13 protein-coding genes are annotated in these 15460 nt (G+C 37.7%); 8 read left to right on the top strand and 5 right to left on the bottom strand.

Features of this window, described 5'->3' with window-relative positions; translation table 11 throughout:
* Positions 1-37: 37 nt before the first annotated feature.
* Positions 38-847, bottom strand: coding sequence for an enoyl-ACP reductase FabI (locus H0S70_RS09975; RefSeq protein WP_188320690.1), 810 nt, complete (start codon positions 845-847; stop codon positions 38-40).
* 102 nt (positions 848-949) lie between these two features.
* On the bottom strand, positions 950-1249 hold the full coding sequence (locus H0S70_RS09970; RefSeq protein WP_123903767.1) for a hypothetical protein: 300 nt from the start codon (positions 1247-1249) through the stop codon (positions 950-952).
* Between the two features lie 184 nt (positions 1250-1433).
* Between H0S70_RS09970 and H0S70_RS09965 the strand changes: the two genes are divergently transcribed.
* Positions 1434-1994: a DNA-3-methyladenine glycosylase I gene (locus H0S70_RS09965; RefSeq protein WP_188320689.1), complete on the top strand. Its 561-nt coding sequence runs from the start codon at positions 1434-1436 to the stop codon at positions 1992-1994.
* A 45-nt stretch (positions 1995-2039) separates the two neighbouring features.
* Here the strand turns inward: H0S70_RS09965 and H0S70_RS09960 are convergent, their stop codons facing one another.
* Positions 2040-2894: a nucleoside phosphorylase gene (locus H0S70_RS09960; protein ID WP_188320688.1), complete on the bottom strand. Its 855-nt coding sequence runs from the start codon at positions 2892-2894 to the stop codon at positions 2040-2042.
* A 152-nt stretch (positions 2895-3046) separates the two neighbouring features.
* Here H0S70_RS09960 and H0S70_RS09955 point away from each other — a divergent pair, with 152 nt between their 5' ends.
* The 3 genes from H0S70_RS09955 to H0S70_RS09945 all read left to right on the top strand — a co-directional run bounded on the left by H0S70_RS09955 (position 3047) and on the right by H0S70_RS09945 (position 8137).
* A complete protein-coding gene (locus H0S70_RS09955; RefSeq protein WP_188320687.1) occupies positions 3047-4876 on the top strand; it encodes a cytochrome-c peroxidase in 1830 nt (609 codons plus the stop codon).
* A 147-nt stretch (positions 4877-5023) separates the two neighbouring features.
* Complete coding sequence (locus tag H0S70_RS09950; RefSeq protein WP_188320686.1) at positions 5024-7171, top strand: alkaline phosphatase PhoX; 2148 nt, start codon at positions 5024-5026, stop codon at positions 7169-7171.
* A gap of 66 nt (positions 7172-7237) precedes the next feature.
* The gene (locus H0S70_RS09945; RefSeq protein WP_188320685.1) at positions 7238-8137 is read left to right on the top strand and encodes a leucine-rich repeat domain-containing protein; all 900 of its coding nucleotides are present in this window, start codon (positions 7238-7240) and stop codon (positions 8135-8137) included.
* Here the strand turns inward: H0S70_RS09945 and H0S70_RS09940 are convergent.
* Positions 8134-8457 (bottom strand): translation initiation factor, encoded by a 324-nt coding sequence (locus H0S70_RS09940; RefSeq protein ID WP_188320684.1) that lies wholly within the window; start codon positions 8455-8457, stop codon positions 8134-8136. The genes H0S70_RS09945 and H0S70_RS09940 overlap by 4 nt on opposite strands.
* 134 nt (positions 8458-8591) lie before the next feature.
* Here H0S70_RS09940 and H0S70_RS09935 point away from each other — a divergent pair, with 134 nt between their 5' ends.
* From H0S70_RS09935 to H0S70_RS09920, 4 genes are read left to right on the top strand one after another with little or no spacing between them, the layout of a single operon-like run.
* Complete coding sequence (locus H0S70_RS09935; protein WP_188320683.1) at positions 8592-9047, top strand: transcriptional regulator; 456 nt, start codon at positions 8592-8594, stop codon at positions 9045-9047.
* A 2-nt stretch (positions 9048-9049) separates the two neighbouring features.
* Entirely contained in the window at positions 9050-10279 is a 1230-nt protein-coding gene (locus tag H0S70_RS09930; protein ID WP_188320682.1) for an efflux RND transporter periplasmic adaptor subunit, read from the top strand.
* The gene (locus tag H0S70_RS09925; RefSeq protein ID WP_188320681.1) at positions 10279-13428 is read left to right on the top strand and encodes an efflux RND transporter permease subunit; all 3150 of its coding nucleotides are present in this window, start codon (positions 10279-10281) and stop codon (positions 13426-13428) included. Before H0S70_RS09930 ends, H0S70_RS09925 begins: the two co-directional genes overlap by 1 nt.
* Before the next feature lie 11 nt (positions 13429-13439).
* Entirely contained in the window at positions 13440-14846 is a 1407-nt protein-coding gene (locus tag H0S70_RS09920) for an efflux transporter outer membrane subunit (protein WP_188320680.1), read from the top strand.
* Between the two features lie 53 nt (positions 14847-14899).
* Here the strand turns inward: H0S70_RS09920 and H0S70_RS09915 are convergent, their stop codons facing one another.
* Positions 14900-15439 (bottom strand): RNA methyltransferase, encoded by a 540-nt coding sequence (locus H0S70_RS09915; protein ID WP_188320679.1) that lies wholly within the window; start codon positions 15437-15439, stop codon positions 14900-14902.
* Between the last annotated feature and the right edge of the window lie 21 nt (positions 15440-15460).

Below are 15460 nucleotides of genomic sequence, written 5' to 3'. Positions count from 1 at the left end.
AAAAAGGGGCGGATTTTCATTTGATCAATTGTTTCTATTATAAATCTTCAAATTTATCAACGACTTTCTGTGAAACTCCAGTGCTGCTAAACCCTCCATCGTGGTATAGGTTCTGCATCGTAACTTTTCTGGTAAGATCCGAGAAAAGAGTCACACAATAGTTTGCACAATCCAGCGCATCGGCATTTCCCAGTGGAGACATGCTGTCCGCGAAATTGAAGAATCCGCTGATTCCTTTCACCCCGGCACCTGCTTTAGTCATTACAGGAGATTGAGAAATAGTGTTTACACGCACTTTTCTTTCTCCCCAATAATATCCGAAACTTCTTGCGATACTTTCAAGATACGATTTATTATCGGCCATATCTCCGTAATTCGGGAAAGTTCGTTGTGCAGCGATATAAGTTAAAGCAAGGATAGAACCCCATTCGTTCATGATATCTCTGTCCCAAGCAGCTTTCATCACTTTGTGGAAAGAAACGGAAGATATGTTCCAACCTTTTTCAAGAAAATCATAATTAAGATCGGTGTAGGCTTTTCCTTTTCTGATGTTTACGGACATGCCGATGGAATGCAGGATGAAATCGATTTTGCCGAATTTTTCTTCAGCATGGGCAAAAAGTTTATCTAAATCTTCCACTGATGTGGCATCTGCCGGAACAACATCTGAACCTGTTTTTTTTGCCAACTCATCTATTTCTCCCATTCTCATTGCGATAGGAGCGTTTGATAAGATAAATTCAGCTCCTTCCTCGTGGCATTTTTCGGCAACTTTCCATGCAATCGACTGATCGTTCAGCGCACCGAAAATAATTCCTTTTTTGCCTTTTAATAATCCGTATGACATAATATTATTATTTTTCACAAATTTAAAATATTTATTGTTTTCAGCATAAAAAAAGAAACCCAAATTTCTTTAGGTTTCTCTTTTTTAGTTTAAATTTCTCTGTTAATTGGTAGCCTTTCTTACTTCGGCTTTTGCATCCTCAGCAGCATCTTTGGTTTTCTCCCAAGTATTGTCTGCCAAATCTTTTGTTTTTTCCCAAGCATCAGAAACAGCATCTTTAGTATCTTCCCAAGCCTCGGAAACATTTTCTTTCGCTCTTTCTAACCAACCTTCAGCGGTAGGTTCAGCGTTTTTTTCTTTTTGCTCGCGGATATAATCTTTTGCTCTATCAGCATAATCGTTTACGGTCCATTTTACGTCGTTCACTGCATCTTCTGCTTTGTTGAAATCTTGTCTGTCCATAATAATATTTTTTTTAGTTAGCAATTGGTGAAAAATTAATTTGATATTATGTTAATTTGCAACATTTGTTCCTAAACTTTTAAATAGATGTTAAATTTTTTATAAATTTTTCTTAATTGTCCAATTGCGAGTTGTAATAAGCAGATAATTTTGAAGTAAGCCGATCAAAAACTATATTTGGTTCATGGAAAAAATTCGTTGTGCGTGGTGCGAAAAGGATGATTTGTACAGATCTTATCATGATAATGAATGGGGAAAGCCCGTCTATGATGACAAAACATTTTTTGAATTTTTGGTGCTCGAAAGTTTCCAGGCAGGATTGTCCTGGTACACGATACTGAAGCGGCGTGAAAATTTCAAGACAGCCTTTGATGGCTATAATTATCGAAAAATTGCAGCGTATGACGACGTAAAAGTGGAAGAGTTGATGCAAAATTCCGGGATTATTCGGAATCGCCTGAAAATTTTGGCAACAGTTAATAATGCGACAAGGTTTATGGAAGTTCAGAAAGAGTTTGGGACGTTCTCAGAATACATCTGGAGTTTTGTCGGTGGAAAACCAGTTGTTAACCAGTTTTCAGAATTAAAAAAAGTCCCTGCTACGACAGAAATTTCTGATGCGTTGGCAAAAGATTTAAAGAAACGTGGTTTTAAATTTCTTGGATCTACCGTGGTTTATGCTTACATGCAAGCTACCGGAATGGTGAATGACCATGTTCAGGATTGCTGGATGAGAAATCAATAAAAATTGCGGCTCCACTAAGCCGCATTTTATTTTTAAGATGTTTTTTTATTTGATGATCCGCTCCAAAACCCATTCAATCATGTTTTTTTCGGAAGCATGATGATCTGCAGAGAATTCGCCACGTCTTCTGTTAGCTATCACGCAATTTACGGTTAAAGCTTTGTGGCCTAATAGTTTGGAAAGTCCGTAAATTGCGGAAGTTTCCATTTCGAAATTGGTCACACCCAAATCGTTTAAGGTTTCCAAAAATTGATCATCTAAAGCTTTCAATCGCAATTGTCTTCCCTGCGGAGCGTAGAAACCCGGGAAAGTTGCTGTATTACCGTGGTATTTTGCGTCTTTATAATAATCGGAAATATCTTCTGCCCAGTCGGAAAAATAAAGCATTGGCTTGATTCTTTCGTAAGGGAATTTTTCGAGAAAATTTCTAGAGAAGTGGTTTTCGAATTGGTAATCTTGGTAAAAATGCAGCAACCCATCTAATCCGACAACGTTTTGCGTTACAAGCATATTGTCTATTTCAACCTGTGGGTTTACACTTCCACAGGTTCCTAAACGGAAAAGCTGAAGTGCTTTGTGTTCGCTTTTGAATTCTTTTTCTTTAAGATCGATGTTCACCAACGCATCGAGTTCGTTCATCACAATATCAATATTTTCCGTTCCTATTCCCGTGGACATTACTGTAATTCTTTCTCCACGCAAAGTTCCGGTGTGGGTATAAAATTCCCTTTTATTCTTTTTAATTTCAATTTTGTCGAAATATTTTGAAACTTTTGGTACACGGTCCGGATCACCCACTAAAATAATTTTTCCCGCAATTTCTTCAGACAAAAGATTCAAATGATATACGCTTCCATCGGGATTTAATACCAATTCGGAAGCAGCGAGTTTATTCATCATACAATACGTTTTGATTTTAACATGAATACAAAAATACTTATTTATAAATAGATTTTTGGCTTAACGCAAAACTAATTTTTGTAACCAAACCTTAATATCTGATTAATCTTCAGGCAATATTACAATGGTACTTTTGGGAGCAAATTTTTCAGATGAAGATCAAGTTACTGTTTGTATTTGCCGTTATTTTTCTATTTGCTGCACTTTCTTTTAAAAAAACCGATTCCGGAAATCCGTATGAAAGCAAAGGGATCTACAAAGGTTTAACACAGTTTAAGATAAAATTGGAAACTCTAAAAACGGATGTTGAAAAATTTAATGCCGACAAAATTTCTTCCAAAGAACTACAAAACTCGCTGAGAAATTGCAGAAACAGCTATAAAGAAATCGAGTTTTATATCGCTTATCATTACCCGGAATTTGCGAAAACCAATTTGAATTCTGCCCCGCTTTACAGAGTTGAAGCGGCGGGAACTTCTTCTTATACACTTCCGCCACAAGGTTTGCAGGTTTTGGACGAGTTGATTTTTTCTGATGAAATTGAGGAAAACAAATCTCAAATCACAGAAATGACGGACTTTCTCTACAACCAATACGCAAATTTCTACCTCAGTTCCTTGAAAAATGGGTTGAGTGTTGGTACCAACAAAACAATTCCGCTTCGGCTGCAACTTATTAGAATTTATGCTTTGGGCATTACCGGATTCGATACACCGGGTTCTCTGAATATTTCTGAAGAAGCCAAACATTCTTTAATTGGAATTAAAAATTATTTGAATGACGATACTTACTTTAAAAATTACGATCTTGTTTTTGCCAACAAAATTATCGACGAAACGATCAACTACTTAAATAAAAATGCCGATTTCGAAAGTTTCGACAGAATTGAGTTTTATAAAAGATTCATTCAACCACTTTATGCAGAACTTGGGAAATGGGACGGGAGAAACGATGATTTAAAAGAATTTTCCGGTTGGAACGTCGGAAATAGAAATTTTTTTGAAAGTGATTTTCTTGATCCCTATTTCTATACTTTATTGAAAAAACAGCAAGACAGCGAAGAATTACGGAAACTCGGACGGGAAATTTTCTATGACGAAACGCTCAGCGAAAACGGAAAGATGAGTTGTGCAACCTGCCATTTGCCGCAAAATGCTTTCACCGATTTGAAAACAAAATCCGAAAGTAATGTAGAGGGAAAAACCGTTTTGAGAAATTCGCCATCTTTATATAATGCAGTTTTTGCAAAAAGATTTTTCTACGATATGCGTGCATTTTATTTGGAGCAACAGGCGGAACATGTGATTTATAACGAAGAAGAATTCAATACCACTTACGAAAGCATCATCAATAAATTAAACAAGAATGAATCTTACAAAACCACTTTCAAGAAATTATTTAGAGGTGAAAAAATCAACAAGCAAAATTTTTCCAAAGCGTTGAGTTCGTTTGTGGCAAGTTTACATTCTTTCGACAGCAAATTTGATCAATTTATGAGAAATGAGATTCAAATTTCGGAAGATGCCAAGAAAGGATTTAATCTTTTTATGGGAAAAGCCAACTGTGCAACCTGTCATTTTGTGCCGCATTTTTCGGGACTTGTTCCGCCTTTTTATAATGAAAATGAATCCGAAATTTTAGGAATAACCGAAAAACCCATCAATCAAAAACCACTGAAACTCGATTCGGATAAAGGTAGATTCAATAGCCCCGTAGAGAGAGAACAGTCATGGATTTTTGAAAAATCGTTCAAAACCATGACGGTGAGAAATATTGCGCTCACAAAACCGTATTTCCACAACGGCGCCTTCAACACGTTGGAAGAAGTGATGGATTTCTACAACAAAGGTGGTGGCGAAGGTTTGGGCTTAAAGGTAACCAACCAAACATTACCTCCTGATCAACTTCATCTTACGTCGAAAGAAATTTCACAACTGATAGAATTTCTTAATTCACTCACCGATATTAGTAAAGCAAAATAACCGAAAACACTGTTAATAAAACATTAAATAATTAAATTTTTATAGGATTAATCGAGGTTTAAGTTAACATTAATGTCATCATTATGTAAAACATAAGTCATAATGCGAATCTATATTTGCCGAGAAATAAATTATAAAAATTTAAAAATGAAAAAACTTCTACTCCCTGTCAGTGTTTTCTTCTTGATGGGATTTTCGCAGATCGAAGCACAATATGTAGCATTCGACAAAGGTACAAATTGGTCTTATGATGACACCAAAACCGATTTGGGTGTTCTTTGGAGAGCTTCAGATTATGACTACTCCACGTGGAAAACGGGAAATGCGCCTTTAGGTTATGGCGATCCGGTAACTACAACCACCGCAAACGGATTAATTACCGCTTATTTTATTAAAGAATTTACCGTTGATGCAAGCCAATTAAGTGATGAGGTAGAATTGGGAATTATGAGGGACGACGGTATTGTTGTTTATCTAAACGGTGAAGAAATCGTGCGCAACAATATGCCTTCAGGAGAAATCACTTACAATACTTGGTCGAGCACAACTATTGATGGTGGAAATGAAAGTGTGTATAATCTTTTCATGATTCCAAAGGCCAAATTCGCAAACGGAAACAACAGAATTGCAATCGAATTGCATAACAGAGGTGCTTCAAGTTCGGATTTAAGAATCGATGCCTATTTAAAAAATCCTGTAATTGTAACGCCTGCTCAAAACTGTACAGGTGTTCATGTAAGCTGTTTTACATCAATTGCACCTACTGTACAAACACCAAAAGTAATTTTCCCAAAAGAAATCGCTTATCAACTTATTTTAAAAGAAGGTGACGATTATACTGAAGGTGGCGGAAAAGTTGGCGGATTGAACGATTTCACAGGTTACGTTGCTAAAAACAACAGCAGCACCGACGGATATCTTGCCGTAAACCACGAAACAAATCCGGGAGGAATGACTGTAGCGGAAATCAACTACAATGCTACAACCAAACTTTGGGAGCTTACAAAATCAAGAGGTGTAAACTTTTCAGGTTCAGACTTGGTGCAAACTGCAAGAAACTGTTCAGGCGGAATTACTCCTTGGGGAACAATAATCACCGCGGAAGAGCAAGTTACTTCTTCAGATTCCAACGGTGATGGCTACAAAGATTATGGATGGTTTGTAGAAATTGATCCTGTAACTGCAGAAGTAAAAACCTACGGCGACCCAAACAAAAAGGAAAAACTTTGGCAAATGGGAATTATGAATCACGAAAATTTGGTGGTGAATAATGAAGGAACAATTGCTTATTACGGTGAAGACGGTGGAACGCACTGTGTTTACAAATATGTTTTAGAAAATCCAAACGATCTTTCATCCGGAGACGTTTTCGTGCTGAAACTTGAAAGCGGATTAAGCGGCGGAGATCCCGTAACAAAAAATGCAACTTGGATTCAGGTGCCGAACAAAACCCAAGCCGACGTTAATAATTTGAACACAAATGCAGGAGCTTTGGGCGGAACAAAATTCAACGGTGTTGAAGATGTAGAGATAAACCCAATCGACGGAATGGTGTATTTCACTGCAAAAGGCTTGAACAAAGTTTACCGTTTCAAAGACAACGGAACCAGCGTTTCAGATATGGAAACATTCGTGGGCGGACTTTCAACTTCCTATACTTTTATGACTGAAACCGGTGCGAAATCTGAAGTTTGGGGCGATGGAAACGACAACCTGACTTTCGACGAAAAAGGAAACCTTTGGGTTTTACAGGATGGAGGAAAAAATTATATTTGGGTAGTTGCTCCCGACCATACACAGACGAACCCGAAAGTAACCTTGTTTGCATCAATGCCTGCAGGTTCTGAGCCAACCGGACTTACCTTCACGCCGGATCATAAATTTGGTTTCTTCTCCATTCAGCATCCAAGTGCTAATATCGCTTTAGATGTGGACGCTTCAGGAAATACCATCGATTACCGAGGGAAATCTGCAACCGTAGTTTTTGCGAAAAAAGAAAATTTGGGAACTGAAATCGTTCTTTCGACTACCGCATCTGCTGTTAAAAAAGACGACATCACGATTTCTCCAAATCCAACTTCAGGAATCATCAATATTCAGTCGAAAAAAGGAATGCAAAATCCTGTAGTTAAAGTGTATAACATGGAAGGAAGAAATGTATTTTCTAAATCTTACCAAAACACCCAAAACTCAATCACCCTTGATTTAACAAAAGAACTGAACAGCAGTAAATTGTTAATCGTAAACATCGAAGCAGATGGACAAGTGAAGAGTTCAAAGGTTTTAAGAAAATAATTAAATTTCATTCAAATTCAACTGCCGGTAATTTTTGCCGGCAGTTTTATAATTTTTTAAATCATCATGAAAACACATTTTCTTCTTGTCTTTTTTTTATTTTTCATAAAAATAGAAGCGCAAATCGATCCAAAGGTTTATCCCACATTTTCTGCGATGGAGGAGGCTTTGAAAGTTTCGGTTGAAGTAAAAAGTCTCACTTTTCGAGACCATGGCGTTTTTAATATTCCTAAAGAAATCGTTCAGTTTGAAAATTTAATTTTCCTGAACATTATGGGAAATAATTTGGAAAAATTTGATAAGGAAATTTTTGCTTTAAAAAATCTGCAATACCTCAACAGCAACAAAAACAACATTAAATTCATTCCCGATGAGATTAGAAATTTACAAAATTTGGAATCATTATTCTTAAACCTCAATGCGTTAACCGAGGTAAATCCCAATATCGGAGCATTGAAAAAGCTGAAAATCATCCATCTCGACGCCAACCAAATCAAGGTTTTTCCTGATGCTTTTCTCGAAATTCCCGGTTTGGAGGAAATCAACCTTCAAAGCAACAACATCAACACGGTTTCTAATGATTTGTTTAAAATAAAAAACCTGAAAACACTCAACCTTTCATCAAACCAACTCAATGACATTGTTGAGGTGCGTTTCCCAAAAAAACTCAAGAATATAGAACTGCAACAAAACAGTATTTTCGAACTTCCGAAAAGTCTTTACCGTCTGAAAGAGTTGGAGTTTATCAACATCAACCAAAACAAGGTGAAAGAAATTTCCCCGAAAATTGCAAACCTGAAATCCCTGCAAAGTTTGAATCTCGCCAATAACAAAATTGAGAAAATCCCAACAGCAATCAGCAAACTAAAAAACCTGAAAACAATCATCCTCACAGGAAATCCGTTAAAGAAAGAAGATATTGAAAAACTGAGAAACTTACTTCCCGAAACTAAAGTATATTTTTAACCGCCGACTCTTTTGGTCTTATAACCCATTTCCTGCAAAATTTTCATAATCTTGTCGCGGTTGTCGCCTTGTATGACGATGATTCCGTCTTTTTCCGAACCGCCAATTCCCAAAGTTGTTTTTATTTTTTTTGAGATGGTTTTCAATTCCTCGTCCCCGCCTTCGAAACCTTCGATTAACGTCACGGGCTTTCCGTTTCTGCCTTTTTTTTCAAATTTGCATACCAAAGGTTCTTTCTGAACGAATTTTTCTGCCGGCATTTCAAAGTCTTGCTCTTCATGTTCCGGGAATAGGTTTTTTAGCTGATCTCGTAAATCCATGCAACAAAATTAATAAAATTTATGTCTTTCTTGTGCTGAAGTGGTCATTTTGCAAGCTTTTCAATGCCAATTTTTTGTTAAATCAATTTTTTGGTTCGGTTTGTTCTGAACTGAATTAATATATTTGCAACATAATGAATTCAACCCTAAAAATAGACCAAGAGTTATTTTGTGAAATGATGAAGTTTTATGGGGAAACCCTAAACCTTCCGCCACTTTCTGCAAAGATTTATACTTACTTAATTTTCGATTTTGAAAAAAAAGGAATTTGTTTTGAGGAATTTGTTGAAGTTTTCTCTGCTAGTAAAAGTTCGGTTTCTTCTAACCTTAATTTGCTTCTGAATGCGGATTTAATCCTGGATTTTAATAAATTTAATGAAAGGAAACGCTTCTTTACCATTAATGAAAATTATATTCAAGTTCGGTTTACAACAATTATCAGCCGATTGAAAAAAGAAGTTGCAATACTGGACAAACTCAATGCTTATCGAAATTGCTCAGAAGAACATCATATCCAACGATTTGAAAACTATAAATCGCTTTTAAATAAAAATATTCAAAACATCGAAGAAACTTTACCTAAAATTTAAATATGAAAAATAAGATTGTCATTTTTTCTTTCTCTATATTATCGGTTTTTTCTTGTAAAAAGCAAGAAGAAAAAAAACCAGAGGGACCAAAAGAAGTTCCTGTGGTAGAGGTTCAGGAGAAAAATGTTACCGGTTATCTGTCTTTCCCAACTTCCATTCAAGGCCGCGTGAATAACGATGTACGAGCGAAAATTCAGGGATATATTACTCAGGTTTTGGTAGATGAGGGACAATATGTTGCTAAGGGACAACCACTTTTCCGTTTGGAAACCAACATGTTGAACGAATCCGCAGATGCTGCAAGAGCTGGAATTGGCGCTGCACAATCCGGAGTAAGCGCCGCAAAAGCCAACGTGAATGCCGCAAAAGCCAGCGTGAATGCTGCTCAGGTGGAAGTCAACAAATTGATTCCTTTGGTTCAGAAAAATATCATCAGCAGTGTTCAGCTAGAAACTGCAAAAGCGAATTTGGCAAAAGCACAAGCGCAACTTTCGCAAGCAATTGCAGCTCAGCAACAAGCTTCAGCCAATGTTTCGCAAGCTTCGGCCAATTATAAAGGAGTTCAAGAAAACATCAATTATTCGATAATTCGCGCTCCAATTTCCGGAGTGGTCGGAAGATTACCGCTAAAAGTTGGAAGCTTGGTAGGACCAACTGATCAAGTTCCTTTAACTACAGTTTCCGATACCAGCGAAGTTTTTGCTTATTTTTCGATGAACGAGAAAGAATATCTCGACTTTCTGGAAGATTCCGTAGGTGCCACTGTTCCTGAAAAGCTAAGAAATATGCCGATGGTAGAACTGGAATTGGCTAACGGCAGCAAATATCCGGAAAAAGGAAAAATACAAGCGGTTACAGGACAAATTGATTCTCAAACCGGAACCATTCAGTTTAGGGCTTCTTTCCCGAATGCCACAAAATTATTGAGCAACGGAAATAGCGGAACTATCATACTTCCTAAGCACTATGATCAAGCCTTGGTTGTTCCGGAAAGTTCAACTTTCGAGCAACAAGGTTTAGTTTATGTGTACAAAGTCGAAAAAGACACCGCCCAGAATGTATTGATTGGAGTGACGGATCGTGTCAATAATTTGGTGGTGGTAAAAAGCGGTCTTACCAAAGGAGATAAAATTGTAGCGCAAGGTGTATCTACGCTGAAACCGGGAACCGCTGTGAAATCCAAACCGGTGAATTTTGATGAAATTGTAAACGCTATAAAACCAATATTCTAATGGTAAAAAAGTTTATTAACAGACCGGTTTTATCCAGTGTTATATCGATTCTGATTGTAATTTTAGGGGTTTTAGGACTCAATCAATTGCCTGTAACCCAATATCCGGATATTGCTCCGCCTACCGTAAGTATTTCCGCAAATTACACTGGAGCCAGTGCGCAGACAGTGATGAATAGTGTGGTAATTCCTATCGAGGAACAGGTCAATGGTGTTGAAGGAATGGATTATATTTCGTCCTCTGCCGGAAATGACGGATCGGCAAGAATTCAGGTTTTTTTCAAACAGGGAGTAAATCCCGATATCGCAGCAGTAAACGTACAGAATAAAGTACAGCGAGCTACACCGCTCTTGCCATCGGATGTTACGCGATCCGGAGTTATCGTACAGAAACAACAAACCAGCGCACTGATGTTTCTTTCTTTTTATACTGCAAATAAAGATTTGGACGAAGTTTGGCTTCAAAATTATCTTAATATTAATGTAATTCCTGAGATTAAAAGGATTAATGGAGTAGGAGATGCGCAAGCTTTCGGAGGGAAGAATTTCTCGATGCGCATTTGGCTAGATCCTTCTAAAATGGCTGCATACGGATTGGAACCGAGCGAAGTAACCGCGGCCATCAACGAACAGTCACGTGAGGCTGCTGCAGGGCAGCTGGGGCAAAACAGTGGAAGCTCTTTCGAATATGTTATTACCTACAAAGGAAAATTTAACCAAGAAAAAGATTACGGCGATATTATTTTGAAGTCCCTCGGAAATGGACAGTTTTTGAAATTAAAAGATGTTGCAGAAATCAAACTTGATGCGCAATCCTACACGTCGAAAGGTGAAAACAATGGTAGAAGCTCCGTGAGTATGGGAATCTTCCAAACTCCGGGTTCCAATGCACAGGATATTATTAAAGACATTAAATCGTTCCTTGAGAAAAATGAAAAAACTTTACCTAAAGATGTAGGTTATACCATCAATTTCGATACGAACGATTTCCTTGAAGCCTCCATTGAAAAAGTAGTTCACACACTTCTGGAAGCTTTCGTACTTGTATTTATCGTAGTATATATCTTCTTACAGGATTTCCGCTCTACATTGATTCCAGCGATTGCAGTTCCGGTTTCTATTGTTGGAACATTCTTCTTCTTGAATTTATTTGGCTATTCATTAAATTTATTAACCCTTTTCGCATTGGTATTGGCGATTGGAATTGTGGTTGATGATGCGATTGTCGTCGTAGAAGCCGTTCACGCCAAAATGGAACACGGTATTAATGATGCGAAAAAAGCAACCATCAGTGCGATGGATGACATTACCGGAGCCATTATTTCCATTACTTTGGTGATGTCGGCGGTATTTATTCCGGTTACGTTTATTACGGGACCGACAGGAGTCTTTTATCAGCAATTTGGAATTACTTTGATTGTCGCAATCTTAATTTCTGCAGTGAATGCATTGACGCTGAGTCCGGTTTTATGTTCTTTATTTTTAAAGCCAAATCATGCGCATCATAAGGAATACTCTTCCATGAATTTTAAAGAGAAATTTTTCTATAAATTCAATTTAGCATTTAAATCCGCAACCGACCGATACGGAAGATTTTTCGTTTTCCTTTTAAGACATAAATGGGTTACTTTGGTAATTTTTGCAGTTGGAGGTTTGTTTTTCTGGTGGTCAAATTCTACCATGCCTTCAGGATTTGTACCGAAAGAAGACCGTGGAATTATCTTTACCGATGTCGCACTTCCGCCGGGAGCATCCATGGAGAGGACTTACAATGTATTGAAAGATTTGCAAAGTGAAGCCCGAAAAATTCCCGGAGTTGCTAACGTAACTTTCACCGCAAGCCGAGGATTTATGTCGGGATCAGGTTCTAATGCTGGTCAGGCTTTCATAAGACTTAAACCATTTGCCGACAGAGCGAAAGATTCTGATCAATCCGTAGAATCCATTACCAAAAAATTATTTGGTCTCGGAAGCCGGTATGCTGATGCGAAAATTGTGTTTTTCTCACCTCCAAGTATTCCGGGATTTGGTACCAGTGATGGTTTTTCAGCAGTGATGCTTGATAAATCAGGAGGAGATTTGAAACAACTGGATGCCGTTGCAAAAGATTATTTGGGTGCTTTGATGCAAAGACCGGAGATTCAGTTTGCACAAACCTCTTTTAACACCAATTATCCACAATATGAAATGGTGATTGATGTTCCAAGAGCTAAAGAAACCGGAGTTTCGGTATCGGATATCCTCAGTACGATGCAGGGATATATCGGTGGAGTTTATGCCGCGGATTTTACAAAATACGGAAAACAGTTCCGAGTAATGGTACAAGCTTTTCCTGATGCACGAAATGAAGTGGCGGATTTAAGCAGTATTTATGTGAAAACCGCTTCCGGACAAATGACTCCAGTGTCGCAGTTTGTAACAATGGAAAAAACATTCGGACCCAAATCGGTTGAAAGATATAACCTCTTTACCTCGATCTCGATTTCAGGTTCAAATAATGAAGGATATTCTACCGGTGATGCGATTAGAGCCGTACAAGAAGTTGCAGCAGAAAAATTATCTTCCGATTATGTAGTAGAATTTACCGGACTTTCCAAAGAGGAAGTAAGTTCAGGTTCACAAACAGCGGTTATTTTTATCCTAAGTTTGGTGTTTGTGTATTTCATTCTTGCAGCACAGTACGAAAGTTTCCTTCTTCCTTTGGCGGTCATTATTTCCCTTCCTTTGGGGGTAATCGGTGCGTATTTCGGTCAAAGTATCGCAGGTCTTGAAAACAATATCTATTTCCAGATAGCACTCATTATGTTGGTGGGACTTTTAGCTAAAAATGCAATTCTGATTGTAGAATTTGCGGTACAACGAAGAAATCATGGCGAAACTTTAGCAATGTCAGCAATTAATGCAGCAAAAGCAAGGTTAAGACCTATTTTAATGACTTCTTTTGCCTTTATTTTCGGGATGCTTCCATTGGTTTTTGCTTCGGGAATTGGCTCCTCCGGAAACCGTTCGATTGGGACGGGAGCTGCGGCAGGATTATTAATTGGAACGTTCTTCGGTTTGGTGGCGATTCCTGTATTGTATGTGATTTTCCAATGGTTACAGGAAAAAATTAAACCTTTGAAGAAAAAAGAATTCAACCTTGCGGAATAATATATTTAATAATGAAAAAACAGCTAAACATAAAAATCATTTTCATTTTGTTGACCGTTTTTGTGGTTTCATCTTGTGCAACCCGCGAAAAATACGAAAGGCCGAAAGATATCATCGAAAACCTTTTCCGAACGGATGCGCTTCCAAAAGATTCTGCTTCTATTGCAAGTATTTCCTGGAAATCAATTTTCACCGATCCTGTTCTTCAGAAACATATTGAACAAGGTTTACAAAATAATTTGGATATCCGAATTGCGCTTCAAAATATCGTTTCCGCAGAAGCTTACCTTAAACAAAGCAAAGCTGCTTATTTACCAACGCTTTCTGTGGGACCTTCTTATACTTTTCAAACCCAATCTTTGAATACCCAACTTGGGCAACTTTCCGGTGATCGGCAGTACAATAATTTGTTTGATGTAAGTGGAGATCTTTCTTGGGAAGCCGATATTTGGGGTAAAATGAAAGCGCGGGAAAAAGCGCAATTGGCTCAATATTTAGGAACTGTTGCAGCGCATAAAGCCGTGAAAAGCGAATTGGTTGCCGCCATTGCAACCGCTTATTATCAACTTTTAACTTTAGATGAACAGAAAAGGATCATCAACGAAACCATTGCTTTAAGAAACAAAAATCTAGAAACCACTAAGGCGCTGAAAGAAGCCGGAACTTTATCTGAAGTTGCCGTGCAACAAAGTGAAGCGCTTGTTTTCAATGCGCAATCTTTGTTGATCGATACCGATACGCAAATTGCACTTCTGGAAAATGCAATGAGTCTGCTGATGGGTGTTCCTTCCCAGAAAATTGAAAGATCAACTTTGGCAAAACAAAAAGTGCCGGCGCAATATCAACTCGGGTTTTCAGCCAATTTATTATCAAACAGAGCCGATGTTATGGCTTCGGAATACGATTTAATGGCCGCTTTTGAATTATCGAAAGCTGCGAAAGCACAGTTTTATCCAACATTAAGAATCACCGGAAGTGGTGGCGTTCAAAGTTTGGATATTGATCATCTTTTTAGTGCCAATTCCCTTTTTGCTAATGTTGTAGGAGGTTTGGTGCAACCTATTTTGAATCAAAGACAAATTCGCACCAACTACGAAGTGAGTTTGGCTAATAAAGAAAAAGCATATCTTAATTTCCGGAAAACCCTTCTCAATGCAGGAAAAGAAGTTTCTGATGCTTTGAAAGTTTACGAATCCCAGGACAGTTTTATCGATTTGAAAAGAAAAGAACTTACCGCTTACCAAAAATCAGTAGAATTTTCTCAGGAACTCGTGAATTACGGGATGGCGAATTATCTGGAAGTATTAAATGCTTCGGTAAATTCCCTGAACGCCGAACTGAACATTTCCAATGCAGAATATGCCAAAATGAAAGCCGGAGTTGAATTGTATCAAGCGCTCGGTGGAGGTTGGAAATAATGTTTTGTTTTAAATAAAAATCTAAAAATGTACCAAATGAAAATTCTCAAATGCTACATTTTTAGGTTTTTAAAGAATTCCCACATCACAATTCCGCCACAAACCGAAACATTCAGCGAATGTTTGGTTCCCAATTGTGGAATTTCCAAGAATGTATCATATATCGGAAGCGCTTCATCGGTCAAACCATCTACTTCATTTCCGAGAACTAAAGCGTATTTTTCTGATTTATCAATGGTGTAATCCGTCAGCAACACCGAAATTGAGGTTTGTTCAATTCCAATGATTTTGTAATTTTCATTTTTTAAATTCTGCAACGCATCGGAAATATTTTTTTCGTAAATCCAATCAACGCTTTCGGTTGCTCCTAATGCCGCTTTGTGAATTTCCCGATGAGGCGGTTGCGGCGTGATTCCACAAAGTACAATCTTATTGACGATAAATGCATCCGCAGTTCTGAAAACCGCACCTACATTATGCATACTTCTCACATTGTCCAAAACCACTACCAACGGGATTTTTTCGGTTTGTTTGAAGGTTTCTACATCGATACGGCCTAATTCTTCTAGTTTCAGTTTCTTGGTGGATGACATTTTCGTATTTTTGGCAAAATT

Source organism: Chryseobacterium manosquense (genome assembly GCF_014623485.1).
In the GTDB taxonomy this organism is placed as follows: domain Bacteria; phylum Bacteroidota; class Bacteroidia; order Flavobacteriales; family Weeksellaceae; genus Kaistella; species Kaistella haifensis.
Note: the sequence above shows the minus strand (reverse complement) of the source record. Positions and strands in the feature narration are given on the sequence as shown.

Bases quoted from the DNA above. Each gene is read 5' to 3' on its own strand.
- H0S70_RS09950 (WP_188320686.1), top strand. From the start codon at position 5,024: ATGAAAAAACTTCTACTCCCTGTCAGTGTTTTCTTCTTGATGGGATTT.
- H0S70_RS09920 (WP_188320680.1), top strand. From the start codon at position 13,440: ATGAAAAAACAGCTAAACATAAAAATCATTTTCATTTTGTTGACCGTT.
- H0S70_RS09975 (WP_188320690.1), bottom strand. From the start codon at position 847: ATGTCATACGGATTATTAAAAGGCAAAAAAGGAATTATTTTCGGTGCG.
- H0S70_RS09935 (WP_188320683.1), top strand. From the start codon at position 8,592: ATGAATTCAACCCTAAAAATAGACCAAGAGTTATTTTGTGAAATGATG.
- H0S70_RS09970 (WP_123903767.1), bottom strand. From the start codon at position 1,249: ATGGACAGACAAGATTTCAACAAAGCAGAAGATGCAGTGAACGACGTA.
- H0S70_RS09945 (WP_188320685.1), top strand. From the start codon at position 7,238: ATGAAAACACATTTTCTTCTTGTCTTTTTTTTATTTTTCATAAAAATA.
- H0S70_RS09965 (WP_188320689.1), top strand. From the start codon at position 1,434: ATGGAAAAAATTCGTTGTGCGTGGTGCGAAAAGGATGATTTGTACAGA.
- H0S70_RS09915 (WP_188320679.1), bottom strand. From the start codon at position 15,439: ATGTCATCCACCAAGAAACTGAAACTAGAAGAATTAGGCCGTATCGAT.
- H0S70_RS09925 (WP_188320681.1), top strand. From the start codon at position 10,279: ATGGTAAAAAAGTTTATTAACAGACCGGTTTTATCCAGTGTTATATCG.
- H0S70_RS09940 (WP_188320684.1), bottom strand. From the start codon at position 8,457: ATGGATTTACGAGATCAGCTAAAAAACCTATTCCCGGAACATGAAGAG.
- H0S70_RS09955 (WP_188320687.1), top strand. From the start codon at position 3,047: ATGAAGATCAAGTTACTGTTTGTATTTGCCGTTATTTTTCTATTTGCT.
- H0S70_RS09930 (WP_188320682.1), top strand. From the start codon at position 9,050: ATGAAAAATAAGATTGTCATTTTTTCTTTCTCTATATTATCGGTTTTT.
- H0S70_RS09960 (WP_188320688.1), bottom strand. From the start codon at position 2,894: ATGATGAATAAACTCGCTGCTTCCGAATTGGTATTAAATCCCGATGGA.